A 24,213-nucleotide genomic window follows, 5' to 3' on the forward strand; every position below is an offset into this window, starting at 1 on the left:
GATGCTGGCCGGATGCACCCCGTGGCCCGAAGACACCGCCGCTCGCTATCGCCGCCTGGGCATTTGGCGCGGCGAAGCCCTCGACACCGTACTGACCCGCTCGGCCGAACGCGATCGCGATGCCATCGCCCTGGTCCACGATGAGCGCCGCATCTCGTTCGGGGACCTGGACGCGTGGGTGACCCGCCTGGCCGCCGGTTTCGCCCGCGAAGGCGTGCTGCCCGGCGACCGAGTCCTGGTGCAGCTGCCCAACATTCCCGAATTCGTCGCGATCGTATTCGCGCTGGTGCGGGCGGGCGCGATTCCGGTGTTCTCGCTGATCGCGCACCGCCACACCGAAATCAGCCACCTGGTGCGGCTCTCGGGGGCAACGCACTATGTGTTCCCGGATGCGCACCGGGGCTACGATCACCGTGGTCTCGCTGCTCGAATCAAGGACGAAAACAGCGAACTGCGAACACTTTTCGTCATCGGCGAGCCCGTCGACAGTATGACCGCGGTGGCCGACCTGGCAGGCGAGGACACCTGGACACCTCCGCCCGCCGACCCGTCCGATATCGCCTTCTTCCTGCTCTCGGGCGGCACCACGGCCCTGCCCAAGCTCGTGCCCCGCACCCACGACGACTACCTGTTCCAGATCACCCAGGCGGGCATCCTGTGCGGACTCACCGACAAGGACGTCTACCTGGCGGTCCTGCCCATCGAATTCAACTTCGCCTGGGGCTGCCCGGGAGTGGTGGGCACCCTCGCGGTCGGCGGCACCGTGGTGCTGGCGGACACCCCGAACCCCATGGCGTGCCTGCCGTTGATCGAACGCGAGTGGGTATCGATCACCTCCCTGGTCCCCTCGGTGCTCACGCTCTGGCTCGAAACCGCCGAATGGACGCCCGCGGACCTGACCAGCCTGCGCCTGGTCCAAATCGGCGGCGCGAAACTTGCCCCCGAGCTGGCCGCCCGCGTCATGCCCGCCCTGGGCTGCGATCTGCAACAGGTCTTCGGCATGGCCGAGGGTCTGCTGTGCTTCAACCGCGCCGACGATCCGGCCGAGGTGAAGGTGAACACGCAGGGCAAACCGATCTCCTTCGCCGATGAGATCCGCATTGTCGACGGCCTCGAACCGGTGCCGCTGGGCGAGGTGGGGGAGCTGATCACGTGCGGCCCCTATACGATTCGCGGCTACTACCGCGTCCCCGAACACAATGCCCGCGCGTTCACCAGCGACGGGTTCTACCGCACCGGAGACCTGGCCCGGCTCACACCGCGCGGCGATCTGGTGATCGAGGGCCGCATCAAGGATGTGATCATCCGCGGCGGCGACAAGGTCAATGCCGCCGAGGTCGAGGACTACCTGCTCGCGCACCCGGCCATTGCGGCCGCGGCAGCGGTCGGACTGCCCGATGAGCTACTCGGCGAACGCATTTGCGCGTTCATCGTCCCCAGCGGCCCCACGCCCGCGCTCGCCGAACTCCGATCGGCGATGCACGCGCGCGGTGCCGCCGACTACAAACTGCCCGACGAAGTCCGAGTCGTCGGTGAACTGCCCCTGACCCCGCTCGGCAAGGTCGACAAGAAAGCGCTGGCGCGCGTAGAGGAAGGAGTGCCGTCATGACGAACGGTGCGGTGCATGCGATTTCGGCGATCCCCGATGAGCCCCAGCTGCGCGCCCTACTGGCGGCGGCGTTGGAGCTGGCCGACCCGGCCGAGCTGGACGCCGATGCGAATCTCGTCCTGCTGGGCTTGAGTTCGCTCGAGGTGATGCGAATGGTCGGGCGCTGGAACAAATCCGGCGTACGCGCCGATTTCGACGCCCTGATCGAAACCCCGACGCTGCGAGCCTGGCTGGTCTACTTCGGCGAATTGGCGCAGAACTGATGGGCGAGAAGGCGATTCTGCTCGAAGGCGGCTGCGTCTATCAGGCCGATGCCGCCGGTAGCGTGCTTCCGCGCGGCTCGATATTGATCGTGGGCGACCGCATCGCCGCGGTGGGTTCCGCAGACGATGTCCGTGCCGCAGTCGCGGCCCTGGACGCGGATCTCCGCGATAACCTCGAAGTCGTCGACGCCCGCTCGATGATGGTGCTGCCCGGATTCGTCAACGCGCACTGGCATGACATGTTCGCCATGGGATTCCCGCTGCGCGGCGCCCTGCGTCCGGCCTCGGACCGCGCCGATGAGATCGGATTCTTCGGCGGCGGTGGCGATATGCACACCATCTCGCGCACCTTCGATTCCTTCGACGGGCTGATCGCGGGCCTGACCGCCGATGAGGCCTACGATATTGCCCGATACTCGATGTGGACCCAATTGCGCGGCGGTGTCACCACCATCGGTGACGTCGGCTCACTCAATCAGCCACTCGAAATGGTGCGAGCGGCACAGGATCTGGGCATTCGCCTGAGCGCCACCACCTGGGCCGGCGATGCCGTCTGCCCGCCGGACGGGGACCGCTTCCAGCGCACCAGGGACACCGATACGGTCCTGACCGCCGTCGAGGATCTGTTGCGGCACTGCGCTTCCGACACCACCGGCCGCATTCGCTGCCGCCCGAGCATCGCCTACGTCACCAATATGACCGACGAACTCGGCCGCGGCTTCGCCGATCTGGCGCGGCGGCACCAGGTCGGCTTCGCCACCCATGTCGGCGCGGTGCGCAATGAGCCCGACACCCTGCGCAAGTACTACGGCACCTCCGGGGTGCGACGGCTGCACGATCTGGGCCTGCTGACCGACCGGTTGATGGCGGCGCACTGCGCCTTCGTCGACGACGAGGAGCAGAAGCTGCTGCTCGACGCCGGTGTCCACATCAGCCACTCGCCCGGAAAGTACGGCCCCGCAGGCGAATCCACGCTCACCGAATCCGGTGTGGTACCCATCCTGCGCCGCGCTGGACTCGATGTGTCGCTGTCCACCGACGGCGCGTCGCTCCCCAACGCCGGTATGGCCGAGACGATGCGAGCGGTCTGGCAGATGTACAACGAGATGGCCGCCAGCCAGATCGACGTGCTGCCCACCGACGCGCTGGCCATGGCCACCCGCATCGCCGCCAAGGGGCTGGGCTGGTCGAACGAGATCGGCAGCCTCGAGCCCGGCAAACAGGCCGACCTGGTGCTGATCAGGGCCGACGATTGGCGCTATCTGCTCAATCCCCGTCCGCTGGAAAGCTTCCTGTGGCTGGGCGGGTCGGCCGATATCGACACCGTCATGGTCGCGGGCCGCACGCTGATCGAGCGGGGACAGCCCGTCGGCGTGGACTACGCCGAGTTGCGCGACCGCTACCTCGACGCGCTGGCCGGCTTCACCACCCGCTGCCTGCGCGTGCCCGGCGAAGTGGTCGCCGGTGTGCTTTCCGGAGTGCCGCGATGAAGGTCGCGCTGGTGACCGGAGCCGCGGGCGGTATCGGCGCGGCCATCGTTCGCGAACTGGCCGCGGCCGGCATCGCCATCGCGCTGGTGGACCGCGACAAGGATGAATTGCATCGGGTCACCACCGGATTGACCGGTCGCGCCCTGGCTATCGTCGCCGATGTCAGTTCGATCGAGCAGGTCGAAGCGGCGGTGCTCGAAGCCGAAGCCACCCTGGGGCCGATCGACTTCCTGGTCAATGTCGCCGGTGTGCTGCAATCGGGCTGGATCACCGAAATGTCCGCCGCGGATTGGTATTCCACCCTGGCGATCAATGCCGGGGGAGTGTTCAACGTCAGCCGCGCCGTGGCGCGCGGCATGATTCACCGCACCGGCGGGGCCATCGTCACCGTGTCCTCCAATGCCGGATCGACACCGCGCGTGGGAATGGCCGCCTACGCCGCCTCGAAAGCCGCCGCCACCATGTTCACCCGCTGCCTCGGACTGGAGCTGGCCAAATACGGCGTCCGCTGCAATGTGGTCGCCCCCGGATCGACCGCGACCCCGATGCTGACCGACCTGTGGAAGGACGATGCCGGGGAACGCGCCGCGATCGAAGGCGTCCCCGAATCGTTCCGAGTCGGAATTCCCCTGGGCCGCATAGCCCAACCCGAGGACATCGCAGCGGCCGTGCGCTTCCTACTCTCCGACGCCGCATCCCACATCACCCTGCAGGAGCTCGTCGTCGACGGCGGCGCGACGCTGGGTACCTGACAACCGGAGGACCGTCGCCGTGGCGATATCACCCATAGCCCCCTATCCCATGCCGACCGAGTCCGAGCTGCCCGAGAACATGGTCGACTGGCCACTCGACGCGCACCGGACCGTCCTGCTCGTGCACGATATGCAGCACTACTTCCTCGCGCCGTTCGATGACGCGCACGAACCGCTGAACACCCTCATGCGCAATGTGCGCTGGCTGCGCGGACGCTGTGCGCAACTGGGCATTCCGATCGTCTACACCGCACAGCCGGGCAGCATGACCACCGATCAGCGCGGTCTGCTGCTGGACTTCTGGGGTCCGGGCATGTCGGCGGATCCCGAGCACCGGGGTATTCCGGTGCCGATCGCCCCCGCCGTTGGCGATGCCGTGCTCACCAAGTGGCGGGCCAGCGCTTTTCATCGCACCGAACTGCTGGAACTGATGCGGATTCACGACCGCGACCAGTTGCTCATCTGCGGTGTCTACGCCCACGTCGGTGTCATGCTCACCGCCGCCGACGCGTTCGCGAACGATCTGCGAGCGTTCGTCGTCGCGGACGCCATCGCGGACTTCACCCCCGAATTCCACCGCATGGCAGTGGATTACGTGTCCAGCCGGTGCGGGCGAGTGCTCAACGCCTCGCACGTGGCCGCCGAACTCGCGCGTTCCGAGACGAGAGTGCCGTGATCTCCGCCGAACAGCGGCTGATCGACGAATTGGCCTGCGGTGGTGCACCGTTCGCGCTGCTGTGCCGGTCCGAGAACGAATCCGGCGCGGTCATCGAACTGCTGCGCGGTGAGCTGCACGAGGTGCCGTCCACGGCCGGGTTACCCGACACTCCGACCTGCGCTCGGGACAGTCACGATCTACTGGCCATCCTGCCGTACCGCGTGGTGGGCGAACGCGGCTTCGCGCACCGCCCCGATGCCGTGCCGATCTCGTATCTGCGTGTCACCCAGCAGTTCCGGCTCGATCGCGAACGGTTCCGCGATGCGGTGCCCGACCGCCGAATCGAGGTCGCGGACGGCGACTTCGACCTCGGTGACACCGAATACGCCGAACTCGTCGCCCGGGTCATCGCCGAGGAGATCGGTCGCGGTGCGGGCGCGAACTTCGTCTTGCGCCGCACCTGGCAGGGGCGGATCCAGGGCTGGGATGTGCGCACGGGCCTGGCGCTGTTCGCGCGCCTGCTGGCCGGTGAACGCAGCGCGTACTGGACCTTCCTGGTCTACACCGGGGACCGCATGCTCATCGGCGCCAGCCCCGAACGGCATGTCAGCCTCGATCGCGGCCAGGTCGTCATGACCCCGATCAGCGGCACCTACCGCTATCCCGACGGTGGCCCGACCACCGGTGGCGTGCTCAACTTCCTGGCCGACGGCAAGGAAGCCAACGAGCTGTACATGGTGCTCGACGAAGAGCTCAAGATGATGTGCCAGCTGTGCGACGACCCGTACGTGCGGGGACCGGAATTGCAGGAGATGGCACACCTGGCGCACACCCGCTATGTCATCTCCGGCCACAGCGACCGCGACTATCGCGAGGTGCTGCGCGCGACACTGCTGGCTCCGACCGTCACCGGCAGCCCGCTCGAGAACGCCTGCCGGGTGATCGCCCGGTTCGAACCGGACGGCCGCGGCTATTACGCCGGGGTGCTCGCGCTCATCGGGCGCGATGAACGCGGTGCGCGGCGCATGGATTCGGCGATCATGATCCGCACCGCCGATATCGATCGATCCGGTGGCATGCGAATCGGCGTGGGAGCCACCGTGGTTCGCGATTCCGATCCGGCCGCCGAGGCGCAGGAGACCCGCGCCAAGGCGGCCGGACTGCTGAACGCACTCCAGCACAACATCATTCGGCCGAGCTATCCGGACGTCGGCGGCCGCGACGCGGTGCGCCGTGCCCTCGCCGCGCGCAATCGCCCGCTCGCGCCGCTGTGGCTCGAACCCGCACCGTCCTCGCCGGAACATGCCGGTCGCACCGCGGTGATCATCGACGGTGAGGACTCCTTCACCGCCATGGGCGCGCGACTGCTGCGCGCGCTCGGATTCGCGGTCACCGTAACCAGATTCGACGCCCCGCTGGATCCGCTGGGTTTCGATCTCGCGGTGGTCGGCCCCGGTCCGGGCGATCCGCGCGATCTGGCCGATCCCAAGGTCGCCCGTTTGCGCGCCCTGACCCATGAGCTGCTGGCGAGCGAAAAGCCGTTCTTCTCGGTATGTCTGGGCCATCAGGTACTCAGTGGCGTGCTCGGTCTGCCGGTTCGCCGTCGATCGGTATCGAACCAGGGCGTGCTGCGGGTGATCGATCTGTTCGGCAACCCCGAGCCGGTGTACTTCTACAACGCCTTCGAGGCGCACAGCGCGACCGACTTCTTCGAGACCCCGCACCGTACCCGCCCGGTCGCCGTATCCCGTGACCCGCGCACGGGCGAAGTGCACGCCCTGCGCGGTGACGGTTTCGCCTCGCTCCAGTTCCATCCCGCCTCGGTCATGTCCCGCAACGGCAGCGCGATCGTGGCGGAACTGGTGTCGGGACTGTTAACTCCGGCTGAACTGTCCGCCGCAGCGGTTGATAAGGTAGGTGAGTGCTCACTAAACTAAGCGGCATGAGTTCATCGGCTCGAGTGCGAATGTCGGCGGCCGCGCGGCGCGAACAGGTGCTGGCCGCGGCTATTTCCGAATTCGCCACCGGTGGCTTTGCGGCGACGTCAACGGAGTCGATCGCCCGGCGGGCCGAGATTTCGCAGGCCTATCTCTTCCGATTGTTCCCGACCAAGAAGTCCATCTTCCTCGCCGCGACGAATCACGCGTTCGACGCGGTCGAGGTGGTCTTCCGCTCGGCGGCCGCGCAGAGCGGGGAAGCCGACCGCTGGGACGCGATGGCGGACGCCTATATCGAGATGTTGAGCGATCGCCAATCGCTGGTATTCCAATTGCAGGTATACGCCGCCGCGGGCCTCGACGACGAGATTCGCGATCTGGCCCGAGACCGCTTCCATCGCCTCTACCAGCTCGTTCGTGACCTGTTCGGCACCGATTCCGGTGGTGCGCTGGACTTCATGGCGCAGGGCATGCTGCTCAATGTCACGAGCGCGCTGGATCTGGATCTGCTGGAACCGCCCGCCGCCGAATAGTGTTCGATTCTCGGTAGGTTCCTGGCGTATCCGTATTCATGTGACACGCGAAATATCCTCACAAGGAAATACCGATGACAAACACGGACAATCGTCGCGTGTTGGGGACCTTCGTGGTCAGCGGAATCGCCATCTTCATGGTTTCTCTCGACAATCTTGTGGTCTTCAATGCCCTGCCGACAATTCGGACCGAACTGCACACGGGCCTCGACGGCCTGCAGTGGATTATCAATTCCTACACGTTGACCGAAGCGGTTCTGCTACTCGCCGGTGCGTCACTCGGTGATCGGTTCGGCCGCAAGCGCCTGTTCATCGCGGGTCTGATCATCTTCACCGCGGCCTCGGCGGCCTGCGCGCTCTCCTCCTCCATCGAGATGCTGATCGCCGCGCGAGCGGTGCAGGGTCTGGGCGCGGCCATCGTCATCCCGCTCACCCTGACCGTGCTGATCCAGGCGGTGCCGAATGCCAAGCGCGGCGCGGCCATTGGAATGTGGAGTGCGGTAAGCGGTTTGGCGGTCGGACTGGGTCCGGTCGTGGGCGGTGCGATCACCAATAGCGCGTCGTGGGAATGGATCTTCTGGATCAATGTCCCGATCGGCGCGGTGCTCATTCCGCTCGCCGTCGGTGCGCTGGGCGAGAGCTTCGGTCCCGATACCCGCCTCGACCTGGTGGGTAATACCTTGATCGCCGCCAGCCTGTTCGGAATCGTCTTCGGCCTGATCCGCGGCAACGATCACGGCTGGACGAGTACCGCTGTCCTGGGCCCGCTGCTGGCCGGAGCGCTGCTGCTGATCCTGTTCGTGGTCTGGATCAATCGCGCCTCCGAACCGATGGTGCCGCCGGTGCTGTTCACCAGCCGCGGTTTCTGTCTCACCCTGCTGGCCGGACTCGGCATGGCGGTCGGCATGTTCGGCGCGGTCTTCTTCCTGGTGCAGTTCCTGCAGACGGTGCAGCACTATTCGGCGCTGTCGGCGGGCGTGCACACCCTGGCCTGGACCGCCGTCCCGACCCTCACCGCGCCGATCGCGGGCGTGCTGATCGATCGCGTCGGCGGTAAACCGTTGCTGATCGCCGGTCTCGCGCTCCAGGCGATCGGACTCGGCTGGCTGGCCGCGGTCACCTCCGCCGATGTCTCCTACGCGGTCCTGGTCCCGGCCTTCGTCATCAGCGGTGCGGGCATGGGCCTGTTCTTCCCGCCGATCGCGCGGCTGGCGCTGGAATACGTCGCCCCGCAGTACGAAGGGGTGGCCTCCGGATTGTCAAGCGCGGTGCGCTATTTCGGCACCGTGCTCGGAATCGCTGTTCTCGGTGCGGTTTTCGCCGCGCACGGCAGCTACGCCGATCGCGACTCGTTCACCGCGGGGTACCTGCCCACGCTGTGGTGGGCCTGCGCCTTCCTGGCCGTGTCGACGCTGATCGCGCTGCTGCTGCCGCGTCGCCCGGCCACTACGGAGGCCGCCGATCTCGTCGAGTCCGATCTAACTGAGATCGAAAAGTCCACGGCTCGTTGATCTTTCACGCCCGAAAGGGGTAATGCCATGTTGGAACGATTAGGTCATTTCGTCCACCGACGCCGACTCGCCGTGCTGTTCGTCTCGGCCGTGATCGCGATCCTGTCCGGCGGCTACGGCCTGGGCGTATTCGGCGATATGGTGCCGAACGGTTTCGAGGCGCGCGGCTCGGAAAGTCGCCACGCCGCCGAGCTGGCCGACAAATCCTTCGCACAGCGCAGTCCGGACGCGGTGATCGTCTACCGCAGCGCGGATCGCACCGTCGACGACGCCGGATTCCGCAGCTCGGTCGAGAATGTGCTTACCGCACTGCCGGATTCGGCGGTCACCGGATCGGTCGACTTCTGGCGCTCGGGCCTGACCGAACTGGTCAGCCATGACCGGCACGCCACCTACGTGCTGCTGAACTTCGTCGGCGGTGACGACAACGCCAAACAGGACAGCTACCTGAAGATCAAGGACAAGCTGTCCGCGCCCGGCCTGGAGACCTTCCGCGGCGGCAATACGCCCGCCGGATACGAGGCGGGGGACCAGGTGGGCAAGGACCTGGGCATGGCCGAAGGGCTGTCCTTCCCGGTGCTGTTCATCCTGCTGGTCATCGTCTTCGGCGGATTCGTGGCCGCCAGCCTGCCGCTCGCGGTCGGTGGCCTGTCGATCCTGGGGTCGATGGCGGTACTGCGGATCTTCGCGCAATTCACCGACATCTCGGTTTTCGCGATGAGTTTGGTGACGATCATCGGCCTGGCCGTCGCCATCGATTACGGCCTGTTCATCGTCAGCCGATTCCGCGAGGAGATGGAGCAGGGCCGCACCGGAGCCGACGCGGTGGGCCGCACCCTGGCCACCGCCGGGCGCACCGTCGCGGTCTCGGGCATCACCGTGGCGGTCGCGTTCGCCTCGATGAGCTTCTTCCCCTTCGTCTTCCTCAAATCCATGGCCTACGGCGGCATCGCGGTGGTGCTGCTGGCGATGTTCTTCTCCCTGATCGCCCTGCCCGCCACGCTGGCTCTGCTGGGGCACCGGATCAACGCGCTGTCGCTGTGGAAGCAGCGCCCGGCGGCCGCCGGCGCCACCGGATTCTGGGATCGGCTGGCCCGCGCGGTCATGCGCCGCCCCATCCTGGTCGCCACCGGAGCCATCGCGCTGCTGCTGGTGCTGGCCGCGCCGGTGCTGCGCATCGAGTTCGGCGTGAATGACGCCCGGCAGCTGCCGGATTCGGCGCAGGGCCGACAGGTCTACAACATGCTGGAGAAGGATTTCCCGGCGGGCGGCGCCAAGACGATCGACGCGGTGATCCAGCTGCCCGGAGCCGCCGATCAGCCGGAACAGCAAGCCGCACTGTCGGATTACACCCAGCGGTTGATCGCGGTACCCGGTGCGCGCCGCGCCGAGATCACCGGTGTCGGCGGCACCGTCGCGCGGATCTCGGTCGACTACGACGGCGCGGCGGTGTCCAAGCCGAGCCGGGAGCTGTTGCACCGCTTGGAGGATCAGCCCAGGCCGCCCGGTTCGACCGTCTACTTCGGCGGCGAGACCGCGACCTACGATGACACGCTCAACAGTCTCGGCGACGCCCTGCCGGGCATGCTGCTCTACATCGCGGTGGCCACCTATCTGCTGCTGTTCCTGGCATTCGGCTCGGTACTGCTGCCGCTCAAGGCGATCGCGATGAACCTGCTCTCGCTCTCGGCGACCTTCGGTGTGCTGGTCTGGGTGTTCCAGGACGGTCACTTCTCGGATCTGCTGGGCTTCCAGCCCACCGGCAATATCGAACCGAATATGCCGATCATGTTGTTCGCCTTGATCTTCGGGCTCTCGATGGACTACGAGGTCTTCCTGCTCTCGCGGGTGCGCGAACAATACGACAAACTCGGTGACCCGACCGCGGCGGTGGCAACGGGTGTACAGCGCACCGGCCGACTCATCACCAGCGCGGCGCTGCTGATGTGTGTCCCGCTGGCCGCGATGTCCTCCAGCAAGATTCTGACGATGATTCTGTTCGGTGTCGGTATGGTCGTGGCGATCGTGCTCGATGCCACCGTGGTCCGAATCCTGCTGGTGCCCGCCATTATGCGACTGCTCGGACACCTGAGCTGGTGGGCTCCGGGGCCGCTGCGCCGGTTCTACGACCGCTACGGCATCCACGAGTCGGACGGCGATATCGCAGCACCCGAACCCGACGCGAAACCCGAGCTGGCCGCCAGCGCCTCGGTCTGAGCGGTCGTTCCATCCGTACCGAATTCGGTCTGCCGACACAGGAGTGGCGATGCCGCAGAAGATTCGAATGATCAGCGAGTTCTCCTTCCCCGCAGCGGTTCTGCACGAGGCGCTGGTCAGTGCCGAGTACTGGGAAGCTCGGGTACGAGAGCTCGACGGCCCGCACGCCGAGCTGTCGATCCACCACGACGATGACGGAACGCTGGTCGCGTCGATCTCCAAACCGGTTGTCACGGAGCGAATTCCCCCGCGACTGCTGCGCTTCTGGCCGTCCGGATTGCGGCTGGACTACTCCGAACACTGGCCACCGCTGGTGGACGGGGTGGCCACGGCCGAAATCAGCGGCGGTATCGCCGCGGTCGGCTCGCTGACCGGAATCTGCGAGCTGAGCGATGGCGCGACCGGGTGCCTGTCGGAGTACTCGGTCACGGTCGAATCCGGAATTCCCATGGCGGGCAAGCTGATCGCCGGTGCGTTCGCCAAGGGCATCATCGAGGACTCCGGAGCGGTGGACGCCTTCACCGAGCGCTGGCTGCGGATGCGCCAGGAGCGGGTGTGATACCGGAGGAGGCGCTCGCGAACTGGACCCGGCGCATGCGCCGGGCCGATCCCGGTCGCCCGGCGCTGGTGTGCTTTCCACCGGGCGGCGGGGCGGCCGGGGGGTACCGCGCCCTCGCGAACCACATCGGCCCCGGGATCGGCGTCTATGCCGTCCAGTACCCGGGCCGCCGGGACAGGCTGCGCGACAGCCTGATTCCCTGTCTGATCGAACTGGCGGATGCGGTGACGGCGGCCCTGGAACCGCTGCTCGGTGGGGAACTCGCGCTGTTCGGCCACAGTATGGGCGCGACGGTCGCGTTCGAGACCGCGCGCCGCCTCGAGGCACGCGGTCAGAAGCTGACCGCGCTGTTCGTCTCCGGTCGCACAGCACCGTCCGAACCGGTATCGGACCGACTGGCAGACACCGGTGACGCCGCGCTGATCGCCGAAATGGAGCGTCTGGCAAACGATCCGGCGTCGGTGGCCGTGCTGCGCACCGACCCCGCGCTCGCGGCCGCGGTGCTGCCCGCGGTCCGCAACGACTACCTCGCGATCGAGAAGTACCACTACACCCCCGCAGAACCCCTGCAATGCCCGGTGATCGCCCTCACCGGCGAGTTGGACCCGGTGGTCACCCCGGCCCAGGTCGAACGCTGGAGTGCGCACACCACGGGCGCTTTCGAACTGCTCACCTTCCCCGGATCGCACTTCTACCTCGACGCCCAGCCCGCCGTCATCGCCCAGGTGATCAACAGCCGTATCTGATCCGAGCGCGCTCGCCGCTCACATTTCGGCAGCGGCAGGACAGCCCGCGAGAGGAACAGCGGTGACCCGCACCCGATTATCGGCCGATGAGCGCCGCCGGCAGATCACCGGCGCGGCGATCGAGGAATTCGCCGCGAATGGATTCGCGGCGACGACGACCGACGCCATCGCCCGTCGCGCGGGCGTCAGCCAGCCCTATGTATTCCGGCTGTTTCCCTCCAAGACGGCGTTATTCATCGCGGCGTCGCAGAATGTATTCGAACAGGTGGGTACGCAGCTCGAAATCATCGGGCGTGATTCGGCGACCGCCGATCGACCCGCCTGTGCCGCGGCCTGCCGAAATGTGCTGGGCGACGGCGTCAATGCGCGGTTTCTGGTGCAGCTCTACAGCGTGGCCTGCATCGATGACGAGGTCCGGGCGACAGCGGCACAGGGGTTTTCGCAATTGTGCGCGCGCTTACTGCTTCTGTTGGAAGGCGATATCGCGCAGGTGCACGCCCTGGTGACCCGGACATTGATGTCGCGCATTCATATCACTTTCGAGGTATGCGACTACCCCCAAAGGGGACTCCAGCTCGCGGGCGAGCCCACATAGCCTGGGAAGCACGCTATTTCGGACAATGAAGGTTGGATATGACTGAGGACGATGGCTCGGCCGGTGCACGGCAACGCCTCATAACGCGTCGCATCGCCGGAATTCTCTTGATAGTTATGCCGTCGGTGGAATTCGGCGGATATTTTCTCACCCTGGTCGACACCGGTAAGGTGCCCCAAACCGCTTTCCAGCAGAGCTTCGATCGGGCCGGGCACGCACACGCCGGTGTGCTGTTGATCCTGTCACTGGTCACGCTGCTGTTCACCGATTCCATGCGGCTGTCCGGCTGGTTCGGTCTGGCCACCCGATTGCTGATTCCCCTTGCGGCCGTACTGGTCTCGTCCGGCTTCTTCCTGTCCGCGCTCGGTGCGGGCCGGACACAGCCGAATGCGTTCGTCATTGTGCTGTGGCTGGGTGTGGTCGCGCTGGCCGGCGGATTGATCAACCTCGGCGTCGCGCTGCTGCGCCGCTAGCTTTCTCGAGTTTCCGTTCCGAAGTTTCCGGTTGGAGTCCTGCCATGTTCACGCGCATCGCGATCGTCAATCGTGGGGAGGCGGCCCGCCGCCTGATTCACGCCGTCCGGGAATTCAATTCCGAACATCGGGATCGTGCGCCACTACGGACGATCGCGCTCTACACCGAGGGTGAACGACACGCGGGATTCGTGCGGGCCGCCGACGAATCGTATGACCTGGGTCCGGCCGCGGCGCGGCCCTACCTGGATCTGGCGGTGCTGGAGCGGGCGCTGACCGAGACCGGCGCGGATGCGGCATGGGCCGGTTGGGGCTTCGTGGCCGAGGATCCCGCGTTCGTGGAACTGTGCGACCGGCTCGGTGTGCGATTCCTGGGTCCGAGCGCCGCGGCCATGCGGTCGCTGGGCGATAAGATCGGCGCGAAACTGCTGGCCGAGGACGTCGGCGTGCCCGTCGCGCCGTGGAGCCGCGGCCCGGTCACCTCGCCCGAGGCGGCGCTGACCGCGGCCGCCGAGATCGGCTACCCGCTGATGCTCAAGGCCACCGCCGGTGGCGGCGGGCGCGGCATTCGTATCGTGGCCTCGCCCGATGAGCTGCGCGAGGCATACACCCGCACCAGCGCCGAAGCCGAGCGGGCCTTCGGCAGCGGGGTGGTGTTCCTGGAACGGCTGGTCGAGGGCGCGCGGCATATCGAGGTGCAGATCATCGCGGACGGCCACGGCACCGCCTGGGCGCTCGGGGTGCGCGACTGCACGGTGCAGCGGCGCAATCAGAAGATCATCGAGGAGTCCGCGTCACCACTGCTGAGCGCGGAACAGATTGCGACGGTGAAGGATTCGGCCGAACGACTGGCACTGACCGTCGGCTACCAGGGTGCGGCCACGGTGGAGTTTCTCTATCAGCCGCAGGAGCGGCTGTTCGCCTTCCTCGAGGTCAACACCAGGCTTCAGGTCGAACACCCGATCACCGAATTGACGACCGGCTTCGATCTGGTCAAGGCCCAGATCGAGGTCGCGGCCGGGCTGCCGCTGCCCGGCGCGCGACCGGTCGAGCGCGGGCATGCGATCGAGGCGCGACTCAATGCCGAAGACGCCGATCGCGACTTCGCGCCCGCTCCCGGGCGCATCGAACTGCTGCGCTGGCCGTCCGGACCCGGCATCCGCATCGATACCGGCGTGGTCGAAGGTGATGAGATACCACCGGATTTCGACTCCATGATCGCCAAGATCATCGCGTACGGCCGCGATCGGAACGAGGCGCTCGCACGCCTGCGCCGCGCGATCAGCGAGACCACCGTGGTGATCGAGGGCGGAGCCACCAACAAGAGTCTGGTGCTGTCGCTGCTGGACGATCCCGCCGTCGTCGACGCGACCGCCGACACCAGGTGGGTCGATCGCGCACACGCGGCGGGTGCGCTCGCACCGGTCCAGCAGCCGGGTATCGCACTCGCGATTGCCGCCATCGCCGGGTACGAGCGCGATGAGCAGTCCCGGCGCACGAGACTGTGGGAGACCGGTCGCGGCGGGCGACCGCAGGTATTGGATGAGGGGATACCTGCGCTCGACGTCGAACTCGGCGGTCGCGGATATCGGGTGGCCGCGGCCCGGCTCGCGGCCGACCGCTACTGGATCACTATCGGCGACAGCGGATTTCCCGCCGAACTCGAGCGCCGCGACGGCTATTCCTGTGTGTTGCGGGTGGGCGAGAATGGCTATCGGATCGTCACCGCCGTGCACGGCGCGGTGCGCATGGTCGAGGTGGACGGTATCGCCCATCGGATCAGCCATGACGGGGGCGGCGCGGTACGAGCGCCCGCTCCGGCGCTGGTGGTCGCCACCCCGGTCGGCGTGGGTGACGAAATCGCTTCGGGCGCACCGGTGCTGGTGCTGGAGAGCATGAAGATGGAGACGGTGCTGCCGGCTCCGTTCGACGCCCGGGTGCGCAGGCTGCTGGTCTCGGTCGGCAGTCAGGTGACGACCGGAACGCTGCTCGCGCACCTGGAACCGGTGGGGGAGGGCGCACCGCAGGTGCGGACCGAGCCCGGTGATCTGCTGCTGCCGCCATCGGTGCGGGACGAGTCCGTCACCCGGGACGCACGGTCCCTGTTGGCTGAATTGGCCGGAGAGATAACGGGTTTCGATCGCAGCGACGAATCCGTTTCGGTGCTGGAGCGGTACCTGCGCGAGCGCAACCGGCTGGTGGCCGAGGACAGCGCACCGCTCGCCGCCGAGGCCGCGCTGATCGATGCCTTCTGCGATCTGGCCGAATTGTTCGACCCGGCGCCGGAACCGGACTCGCACCGCAGCCACCGCGAACAACTGCACACCTACCTGCACACTCTCGATGCGGGTGCCGGAGCGCTCTCGGCGGGCTTCCGGACCGCGTTGGCCGCGGCCCTGGGCCGCTACGGCGTCGACGGCGCGGCTCGCACACCCGAGCTGGAGCAGGCTGTCTATCGAATCATTCTGGCGGGTAAGCGATTCGACGACAGCGCCCGCATCGTCCAGGAAGTGCTCAAGGTATGGCTCGCTGAGCCGCACCCCGGTGACAGCCCCGCCATTCGGGCCGCACTCGCACGGCTGAGTCGCGTCGGCGCGGTACGCACGCCGATCCTGGCCGAACTGGCCCGCAGCGCCGAATTCCGCTGGTACCTGCATCCCGAGGCACAGGCGGCACAGGCCGCCGCGCTGGCCGGTGTCGCCGCTGAACTGCGGTCGCTCGCCGGTACACCCGAGTCGGCCGAACGCACACGGCGGATCACCGCGATCGCCGATATCGCGGAATCGTTGGACCACATGGTTATTTCGCGGCTGCGGCAGGACGGGGTCGGTCCCGCCGAGCCGATCCTGGAAGTGCTGTGCCGCCGCCGCTACGGCGAGCAGCGGCTGCGCGCGGTGTACGCGGAAACCATTGCGGGACGGGCCTTCGCCGTCTGCGACTATGCGCTCGAATTGCGGCCGGACAACTCGGTGCCGACCACCTGCGTTGCCACACTGGGCCGAATGAGCGACCTGCGCGAAGGACCGACGGGCGCTCTCGTGACCGCACTGCGCGGCCTGCTCGACCGCGCGCCCGCGGACCATGTGCACGTGGTCGATCTGCTGCTGTGCTGGCCGTACGCCCCCGCCTCGGTGGAGGAACGCGCGAGCGGCCTACTCGAGGCGCTGAGCGACACCGGACTCGCGGCGCATGCCCGGCGCATCACCGTCGCGCTCGCTCCTTCCGAGGGAAACTCGCTGGAACACTTCACCTTCCGGCGGCGCGCCGGAGAGCTGTTGGAGGACAACGTGATTCGCGGTGTGCATCCGCTGGTCGGCAGGCACCTGCACCTGTGGCGACTGCGTGATTTCGAGCTCGAGCGCAAGCCCGCACCGGCCGATGTGCTGATGTATCACGCGGTGGCCAAGGACAACCCGCACGATGAGCGACTGGTCGCCCTTGCCCAGGTCCGGCGCTTCGAGCCGATCCGGGACGACGCGGGCGCGATCATCACCGTGCGCGGGGCCGAGACGGTGCTGAACGCCTGCGCCGAGGTGGTGGCACAGACCCGTCGCGATATCGACCCCGCCGGAACGCGATTCGAACTCAATCACGTCTGGCTCGATATCCGTCCGGTGATCGATATCGACACCACCGCCCTGGCGGACTGGCTGCACGCGACCGCACCGCAGATCGTGCGGGCCGGTATTCAGGAAGTGCTCGTGCACGGGCGGATTCGCCGCACCGACGGCTCGCACGAGTTCCAGGTCACCCGCTTTCGCTACGACCTGACCGGCGGCACCGAGGTGACCATGGACGCCCCGCCGTCCGCGCCGCTCGCCCCGCTGGGCGATTACGACCAGAAGGTGCTACGGGTGCGCCGTCGTGGTGCGGTCTACCCGTACGAACTGATCGATCTGGTTCGCGGACCCGGCGGCGGTTTCACCGAACTCGATCTGGATTCGAGCGGCACCGGCCTGGTCGCGGTGGATCGTCCGCGCGGCCGGAACTCGGCGGGTGTGGTGGTCGGAGAGGCCAGCACGCCGACCGCGCTGCACCCTGAGGGCGTGCGGCGCGTAGTACTGCTCGGTGACCCGTACCGCGAACTCGGCGCGCTCGGCGAGCCCGAATGCGCCCGCATCGAGGCCGCGCTCGAACGCGCACAGCGCGAAGGCATTCCGCTGGAGTGGTATTCGCTGTCCTCCGGTGCGCGGATCTCGATGGAGTCGGGCACCGAGAATATGGACTGGGTGGCGCGGGTACTGCGCGCGATCGTGCGATTCACCCAGCGCGGCGGCGAGATCAATATCGTCGTGGCCGGAATCAATGTCGGTGCCCAGCCGTACTGGAATGCCGAAGCGACCATGCTCATGCACACCCGGGGCATCCTGGTGATGACCCCGGCCAGTGCGATGGTGCTGACCGGCAAACAGTCCCTGGACTTCTCGGGCGGGGTCTCCGCCGAGGACAACCTGGGCATCGGCGGTTACGCCCGCGTCATGGGCCCCAATGGACAGGCCCAATACTTCGCACCGAATCTGCCTGCCGCGCACGAGATCCTGATCGGTCACTACGAGCACACCTACGTGCGGGCCGACGAGTCCGGCCCGCGCCGCGCCGAATCCACCGATCCGGTGCGGCGCGATATCACCGTTTTCCCGCACAGCCACCCCGACAGTGATTTCACCACGGTCGGTGAGATCTTCGCCGCGGCAACCAATCCCGACCGCAAGAAGCCGTTCTCGATCCGCGCGGTGTTGCGGGCGGTGTCGGATCAGGACCACCTGCTCACCGAGCGCTGGGCCGATATGGCCGAGGCCGAAACCGCGGTGGTGGCCGACGGCCGCATCGACGGCCGGTCGGTCTGCCTGATCGGCATCGAATCCGTCGTCGTCGCCCGGCACGGCTTCCCGCCCGCGGACGGGCCGGAATCCTTCACCGCCGGAACGCTTTTCCCGATGTCCTCGAAGAAGGTCGCCCGCGCGATCAACGCGGCCAGCGGCAATCGTCCCGTCGTGGTGCTGGCGAACCTGTCCGGCTTCGATGGCTCACCGGAGTCGATGCGACGCCTGCAATTGGAGTACGGCGCCGAAATCGGCCGCGCCATAGTCAATTTCGAAGGCCGAATCGTGTTCTGCGTCATCTCGCGCTACCACGGCGGCGCATTCGTCGTGTTCTCCAAGGCGCTCAACCCCGATATGACCGTGCTGGCGGTGGAAGGCTCGTTCGCCTCGGTCATCGGCGGAGCCCCCGCCGCGGCAGTGGTTTTCGCGCGCACCGTCGACGCCCGTACCGACCAGGACCCCCGAATCCGCGATGTCGAACAGCGCATCGCGACCGCCGACGACTCCGGTAAACGTGCGGAACTGCTCACCGAGGTCGCCGAACTGCGCACCTCGGTCCGCGCTGAGCAGCTGTCCGCGCTGGCCGCCGAATTCGATGGCGTGCACAGTATTCAACGCGCCGTACAAGTAGGTTCCGTCGATGCGGTTATTCCCGCCGCGGAAATCCGTCCGCGCATCGCCGCCGCCATAAATCGCGAGTAATCGGCATCACACAATAGGCGGGGACAAATGTCCCTACCTGGCCGGGTGTGCCCAGACTTAACGTTTCCTTGTCAAGCACTGAATGTTTCAGCAAATTCGAAGCAGTAGGGGTTGGAAGGGGAACGTCATGATCAAGGTCAAGTATGCGGCGGTGGCGGCGCTGGTTGCGGTGGCATCGGCGGTATCGGCCGGGACGGCGAACGCGGCGACCGGATCGGTCGGTGACGTGATTCACTACAACGCCTCGGCCACCGATCATTCGGCGACCATCTCCACCGATATCGGCTCCATGGATATCGCGGACGGCGTCTTCGAAATCAAGGCGCCCAATGGCGCCGTGGTCGCCGGAACTCAATTGTCCTTCCGCGTAGACGATTTCGTCTTCCCCATTGCCGCGGCCATTCGCGACAATTCGGCAACCCTCACCCCGCTGTTCGATCTTCAGCACGCGAGCTACCAACCGGTCGCCCTGCCCTATCAGGACGGCGCACCGTGGAAGACTCCCTACGACCGGGAGCAGGCCGCGTGGAACCGCATGAAGGACACCATCGCCCTGGGCGCGACCATCGGCACCCTGGTCGGCGGAATCGGCGGCGCCGCAGTCGGATGCGCACTCGGCGGCATCGCGGTCGGCGCGGGCGCCAGCATCGCCACCGGCATCATCGGCGGCCTGTTCTTCTTCCTCCCGGGCGCGGTCGTCGGCTGCCTCGCCGGTGCCGCGGCCATGGGCGCACTGGGCGCGGTCGGCGGCATGATCCTGATAACCGCCCCCGTCGCCATCGCCGCAGCGGTGCAGTACTTCACCACGATCAACGAACCCTTCACCCCCGCCCCGGCGAAATAGTCCGTCCCACCGTACGACCGTGTCTTGACGAGGTTCGAGACACGGTCGTACGTTATATGTATGAGTCACACATATAACGCGGACGGACCCGCAGTCGCTGCGGTGGAACCCCCGCAAGCCCGCATGAAGACCGTCGCCAGTCTCGACCTGCTCACCGGGATCGAACACCTCCAGAAGGCGATTCACGCCGGAGGCGTCGACCCGCTCCTGCTCGAACTGGTCCACCTGCGCGCCAGCCAAATCAACGGTTGCAGCCCATGCGTGCTCTCCGGCGTGCAGTCCGCGAAACAGCAGGGCGAGACCGAGGAACGCTTGCACAGCGTGATCGCCTGGCGAGAAACCCCCTACTTCACCGAAGCGGAGCGAGCGGCGCTCGACCTGACCGAGGCCGCCACCAGGATCCAGGACGGTTCACCGGGCGTGACCGACGAGATCTGGGAGACCGCCGCCGCCCACTTCGGCGACAAGCAAATCTTCTCGATCATCCTGAACGTCGCCATCACCAATTTCTTCAACCGGATCAATCACACGATCCGAGAGCCGGCCGGCAAGCCCTGGTGAACCAGGAATACCGGTTGAGTCTCAGCTGGTCTTCTTGATGGGGGGAAGGTATTTGCCGAGGGTTGCGGGGTTCTTCGCGTCGGCGTCGGGGAGGTAGATGCGGTAGTTCAGCCGGAACTGCCCGTCGGCGGCCGAAGGCAGCCAGTTGTCGGTGTGGTTCGCCGGTTGCTGGTTCTGAATGTAGATATCGAGGGAGCCGTCGGGATTCTTGATCAGGCCGGGGGTGCGGTCGCCGATGGAATAGCGGTCGATCGGGTTCTTCACGAGCTGAAAGTCGGCCCCGTACATGGTGATCGACCAGAATCCGCCGGGAAGCGTGGGCGGAATCTGGTCGGCGTCGAAATGCAGCACATACTTTTGTGCACCGTCGAGCAGGTTCGCGTCGCCGTCTTCGTAGGTGCTGAAGTACTCGGCTTCGTCGCGGTCGTGAACGAACAGTCCCTCCAATGACCCTGCGGCGCGGTCGAAATAGTTGACACCGTAGGTACCGGGTTCGAGGTTGTTCCAGCGCGTGGGATAGGGGGTGCCGCGGTATTTCACCTTCCATGACATCACCTGCGGTCCGTCGATCGCCGCCTGCGCCAAGCCCTTTCGCATCGGCTCGCTGAGGTTGTTGACATCCATGGGCTTGCCGAGGGTGATTCCGCCGCGGCTGAGCAGCTCGATGGCGGCCTCGTTGCCCGGTGCCGGGGGATTTTCGGCGGCCAGGTCGGCGACCGTTTGGAAGAACGCGAGATCGCCGTCGTAGTGCGGGCGTATGCCCAGATCCGGCACCGCCGCCCGGCCGTGTTTGGCTGGGTCACTCCAATTGGATAGTGCGGTAAGCGTGAATTTCTCTTGCAGCGCATTGACTTCGGCGAGATCGCCGGTATCGCCGGGCAGCACGCCGATGCGGATCGCGAACATCACGCTGTTGTTCGGCACCCGATGTTCGATCACTCCGGGCGGTAGGTCACCGTGCCAGTTCGGTCCGACGAAGGCGTGGTCGCCGCCCCTACCGCCGGTCGCCCGGGTTCCGATGTAGAACACATTGTTGGTGTAGGTGTCGGCGACCTCGACCGACCAGTATCGGTCCATGATGTCCGGGGCGGTCAGGATCATCGGCTCATCGCGAAGTTCCAGCAGCGCACCGCTGTACACGGTGTCGTTGTTCGGGGTGTAAGGCATCGTATCGTCAGCTGTAGCAAGGGTTTTCATGTGGCCGATCTGGTTGAGCGGAGCGGCCGGAGCGTACGCTTTCGCCTTCTCCAACGCGACCGGATCGAGCCGCAGGGTGCGCTCGCGTTCGTAGATCGTCAGCGGGAGACCGAACACATAGTTCTGGATCCCGACCGAATAGGCCCATTGTTGCTCGGACTTCGCGTCCGTCGCGCGAGTGTCCGAACCCTGCGGCGAGGCATCGTCGCTCCCGCCATTCGCGCCGCTCGCGCATCCCAGCAACAGGATGGCAAGTCCAAGACACAGCGCTGGCACCCGGATATGGCACAGGTTGCGTCGCGGCGGTCGCGGACCAGTCCGGCGCACATTCATGGCGACTCCCTAGACCTCGAAGACCGGTACCGGGTACTTTCCGTCTCGTATGTCCTGGTTCGGGCCGTACATCCGCAGGATCAGGTAACTGTCCTTGTCCGGGATGGGCAGGTAGTTCGGGTCGTCGGCGTGTGTGCTGACATCGGAGCCGAGTTCGAGTGTGTAGTAACCCTCGGAATCGGCGGTGAGGGTGCGGTCGCCGCGACTGTGGCGGTTGATGGCGTTATGTGCCATGAGCCGGTCGTCATTGCCGTAGACGGTGAATGACCAGAATTCACTGACCGGCGGGGGCCGGAAGCGGGCCCGGTAGGTCTTGCCGCCGGACCCGTTGATCGGCAGTCCATCCGAGCCGGTCTCGATCTTCAGGTACACCGATTCGACCGGGGGCAGACCCCACTGGCCGAGGAAGGTGCCGATCGCGAAGGTATCCCGGGGTGTGTTCTGCAGGTCGGCGCGGGTGCCCAGCAATTGCTCGGAGTTGGTCAGCCGCGGGGCGAGTTCGTGGATGCGAGCCATTCCCAGTCGCTGTCCGCGCTCTGCGGCCTCCAGCTGTTCGGATGTGAAATCCTTTGCGCCGGGACCTAATCCGTTCTCACGGTAGCGGGCGAGCCAGTCGGCATCGGCGGTCGCCATCGCGCCGAGCGTGAGCACGAAATCAACGCGCCCGAGCCAGTTCGTCGAAGCCGGATCCGGGTAGTCACGAGAAACCGGCACCGGTCCTGGAACATCCAGGAATCGCGACAGCGTCTGTATCGCCCATCGATCCTGTAGATCACGGGCGATGGCCAGGTCGTCGCCACCGGTGGTCATTATTCGGCCCATGACCTTGATCAGATCCGATTCCGAGCGCACGACCTCGTCGATGCCGGATGGCACCGCGCCGGCCCATGTGCTGCTCGCGAACAGGAACCGCCCGCCCTCGGTGCCGCGGGTACGCGAGCCGATCATGGCGTTGGTGTAATGGCCCAGGTCCATGGCGTGCAGGATCCAGTAGCGGCCGGGATCGAAATCGGGGATGGTGACCACCACCGGCTCGGCTCCCACATCGAACCATCCCTGCAGGTGCAGGGTGTCGTTATTGATGGTGGGGTGCGCGGTGTAGGTGTCATCGGCGAGATCGCGCAGCAACTGGAAACGATTGAGTTCGATGCCCGGTTCGATGGTCGTCTCGTAGAGGAACTTGTACGCCTCGTCGATCGAATACCCGTACAGGTAGGCGTCCCTGGCCAGATCGTCGGGAATCGCCATACGATCACCTCCGAGTTCACATCGAACGGCGTCAACGGACCCAGCACATCTCCAGCAATCGGAGCGCGGACTCAGTATGCCAGGCGGACTGCGAGTTCATCTCCCCGATCCCGGTGAGTTCGACGCTCCGGCATTCGACCGAACCCTGCGCGGGCACCCTCGGCGAATCGGCGTTCCGCCCCCTCGGCCCCTTCGACCTAGCGCGGCCGAAGGGGCTTTGAATTGACACCCTGCGATTCTCAGCTCTTGGCGCAGGTGAACTGGACGACGTCGATCAGGCCGGAGCGGAAGCGGTCGGCGCAGCCGGTGAGGTAGCGGATGTAGGTGTCGTAGGTTTCCACGCCGCACAGGGCGATCGCTTCGTCGCGGTGGTCCTGTAGGGCGGCGGCCCAATTGTCCAGTGTGCGTGCGTAATGCGGTTGCAGGGCGTGCATGCGCTCGACGTCGAATCCGGCTGCTTCGGCGTATTCCTTGACGCCCTTGAAGGCGGGGCTGGCGGGGAAGGGCAGGCAGCCGTTGGGGAAGATCTCCTTGCGGATGAACTTGAGGAACTCGACATCGTCACGGGTGTAGGAGATTCCGCGGTCGTGCAGATAGCCCTGGGTATTCATGACTATGGTGTGCAACAACATTCGGCCGTCGGCGGGCATGGCCGAGTACGCGAAATCGAAAAAGTCGGGGTAGCGCTCCTTGCGGAAATGCTCGAACGCTCCGATGCTGACAATTCGATCGACCTGTCCGTCGAATTCTTCCCAGCCCTGTAATCGCACCTCGGCGTGCCTGCCGCCGCCCGGGCGGCTGTCGAGCTGGGACTGGACGTAATCGTGCTGGTTGCGGCTCAGGGTCAGCCCGATCACGTTGACGTCGTAAGCGTCCAGGGCGCGCAGCATGGTCGCGCCCCAGCCACAGCCGACGTCGAGCAGGGTCATCCCCGGCCGCAGATCGCATTTACCCAGTGCGAGATCGACTTTCGCGCGCTGCGCTTCTTCGAGGGTGTAATCGTCCCGCTCGAAGTAGGCACAGCTATAGGTGCGGGTCGGATCGAGGAACAGTGCGAAGAACTCGTCGGACAGGTCGTAATGGGCCTGAATATCGTCGAAGAACGGCGTGTGACGGCTCACGGGTGAATTGCCTCCGGATTCGTGGGACAAACGGTGAGTAA

19 protein-coding genes are annotated in these 24,213 nt (G+C 66.2%); 16 read left to right on the forward strand and 3 right to left on the reverse strand.

Annotated elements, in window-relative coordinates:
* Position 1: 1 nt before the first annotated feature.
* The 16 genes from ACFVUS_RS30470 (at position 2) to ACFVUS_RS30545 (ending at position 20,273) form a co-directional block, all read left to right on the forward strand.
* Positions 2–1,609 (forward strand): (2,3-dihydroxybenzoyl)adenylate synthase, encoded by a 1,608-nt coding sequence (locus ACFVUS_RS30470; RefSeq protein WP_387774104.1) that lies wholly within the window; start codon positions 2–4, stop codon positions 1,607–1,609.
* A complete protein-coding gene (locus tag ACFVUS_RS30475) occupies positions 1,606–1,872 on the forward strand; it encodes a phosphopantetheine-binding protein (protein WP_387774107.1) in 267 nt (88 codons plus the stop codon). The genes ACFVUS_RS30470 and ACFVUS_RS30475 overlap by 4 nt, the downstream gene beginning before the upstream one ends.
* Complete coding sequence (locus ACFVUS_RS30480) at positions 1,872–3,362, forward strand: amidohydrolase family protein (RefSeq protein ID WP_387774110.1); 1,491 nt, start codon at positions 1,872–1,874, stop codon at positions 3,360–3,362. The genes ACFVUS_RS30475 and ACFVUS_RS30480 overlap by 1 nt, the downstream gene beginning before the upstream one ends.
* Positions 3,359–4,114 (forward strand): 2,3-dihydro-2,3-dihydroxybenzoate dehydrogenase, encoded by a 756-nt coding sequence (locus ACFVUS_RS30485; protein WP_387774113.1) that lies wholly within the window; start codon positions 3,359–3,361, stop codon positions 4,112–4,114. The genes ACFVUS_RS30480 and ACFVUS_RS30485 overlap by 4 nt, the downstream gene beginning before the upstream one ends.
* Before the next feature lie 49 nt (positions 4,115–4,163).
* Positions 4,164–4,790: an isochorismatase family protein gene (locus tag ACFVUS_RS30490; protein WP_387774756.1), complete on the forward strand. Its 627-nt coding sequence runs from the start codon at positions 4,164–4,166 to the stop codon at positions 4,788–4,790.
* The gene (locus tag ACFVUS_RS30495) at positions 4,787–6,709 is read left to right on the forward strand and encodes an anthranilate synthase family protein (protein ID WP_387774116.1); all 1,923 of its coding nucleotides are present in this window, start codon (positions 4,787–4,789) and stop codon (positions 6,707–6,709) included. Before ACFVUS_RS30490 ends, ACFVUS_RS30495 begins: the two co-directional genes overlap by 4 nt.
* A 5-nt stretch (positions 6,710–6,714) precedes the next feature.
* The gene (locus ACFVUS_RS30500; protein ID WP_387774118.1) at positions 6,715–7,242 is read left to right on the forward strand and encodes a TetR/AcrR family transcriptional regulator; all 528 of its coding nucleotides are present in this window, start codon (positions 6,715–6,717) and stop codon (positions 7,240–7,242) included.
* 74 nt (positions 7,243–7,316) lie between these two features.
* Positions 7,317–8,753 carry an MFS transporter gene (locus ACFVUS_RS30505; RefSeq protein ID WP_387774121.1) on the forward strand — a complete coding sequence of 479 codons (1,437 nt, stop codon included), beginning with the start codon at positions 7,317–7,319 and terminating at the stop codon, positions 8,751–8,753.
* Between the two features lie 27 nt (positions 8,754–8,780).
* Positions 8,781–10,970, forward strand: a complete 2,190-nt coding sequence (locus ACFVUS_RS30510; protein WP_387774124.1) for an MMPL family transporter — start codon at positions 8,781–8,783, stop codon at positions 10,968–10,970.
* Positions 10,971–11,019: 49 nt separating this feature from the next.
* Positions 11,020–11,529 carry a DUF2505 domain-containing protein gene (locus tag ACFVUS_RS30515; RefSeq protein WP_387774127.1) on the forward strand — a complete coding sequence of 170 codons (510 nt, stop codon included), beginning with the start codon at positions 11,020–11,022 and terminating at the stop codon, positions 11,527–11,529.
* Positions 11,526–12,275, forward strand: a complete 750-nt coding sequence (locus ACFVUS_RS30520; RefSeq protein WP_387774130.1) for a thioesterase II family protein — start codon at positions 11,526–11,528, stop codon at positions 12,273–12,275. Before ACFVUS_RS30515 ends, ACFVUS_RS30520 begins: the two co-directional genes overlap by 4 nt.
* A 61-nt stretch (positions 12,276–12,336) precedes the next feature.
* A complete protein-coding gene (locus tag ACFVUS_RS30525) occupies positions 12,337–12,870 on the forward strand; it encodes a TetR/AcrR family transcriptional regulator (protein ID WP_387774133.1) in 534 nt (177 codons plus the stop codon).
* 38 nt (positions 12,871–12,908) lie between these two features.
* Positions 12,909–13,343 (forward strand): hypothetical protein, encoded by a 435-nt coding sequence (locus ACFVUS_RS30530; RefSeq protein ID WP_387774135.1) that lies wholly within the window; start codon positions 12,909–12,911, stop codon positions 13,341–13,343.
* A 44-nt stretch (positions 13,344–13,387) separates the two neighbouring features.
* The gene (locus ACFVUS_RS30535; protein WP_387774138.1) at positions 13,388–18,868 is read left to right on the forward strand and encodes a carboxyl transferase domain-containing protein; all 5,481 of its coding nucleotides are present in this window, start codon (positions 13,388–13,390) and stop codon (positions 18,866–18,868) included.
* Between the two features lie 127 nt (positions 18,869–18,995).
* The gene (locus tag ACFVUS_RS30540; protein ID WP_387774141.1) at positions 18,996–19,712 is read left to right on the forward strand and encodes a hypothetical protein; all 717 of its coding nucleotides are present in this window, start codon (positions 18,996–18,998) and stop codon (positions 19,710–19,712) included.
* A gap of 123 nt (positions 19,713–19,835) precedes the next feature.
* Positions 19,836–20,273, forward strand: a complete 438-nt coding sequence (locus ACFVUS_RS30545; RefSeq protein ID WP_387774144.1) for a carboxymuconolactone decarboxylase family protein — start codon at positions 19,836–19,838, stop codon at positions 20,271–20,273.
* Positions 20,274–20,294: 21 nt separating this feature from the next.
* Here the strand turns inward: ACFVUS_RS30545 and ACFVUS_RS30550 are convergent, their stop codons facing one another.
* From ACFVUS_RS30550 to ACFVUS_RS30560, 3 genes are all read right to left on the reverse strand, one after another.
* A complete protein-coding gene (locus ACFVUS_RS30550) occupies positions 20,295–21,746 on the reverse strand; it encodes a DUF1254 domain-containing protein (protein WP_387774147.1) in 1,452 nt (483 codons plus the stop codon).
* 66 nt (positions 21,747–21,812) lie between these two features.
* Complete coding sequence (locus ACFVUS_RS30555; RefSeq protein ID WP_387774150.1) at positions 21,813–23,051, reverse strand: DUF1254 domain-containing protein; 1,239 nt, start codon at positions 23,049–23,051, stop codon at positions 21,813–21,815.
* A 239-nt stretch (positions 23,052–23,290) separates the two neighbouring features.
* Positions 23,291–24,172: a cyclopropane mycolic acid synthase family methyltransferase gene (locus ACFVUS_RS30560; protein WP_387774153.1), complete on the reverse strand. Its 882-nt coding sequence runs from the start codon at positions 24,170–24,172 to the stop codon at positions 23,291–23,293.
* Positions 24,173–24,213 lie beyond the last annotated feature (41 nt).

The sequence above is a fragment of the Nocardia sp. NPDC058058 genome (assembly GCF_042885355.1).
GTDB lineage: Bacteria > Actinomycetota > Actinomycetes > Mycobacteriales > Mycobacteriaceae > Nocardia.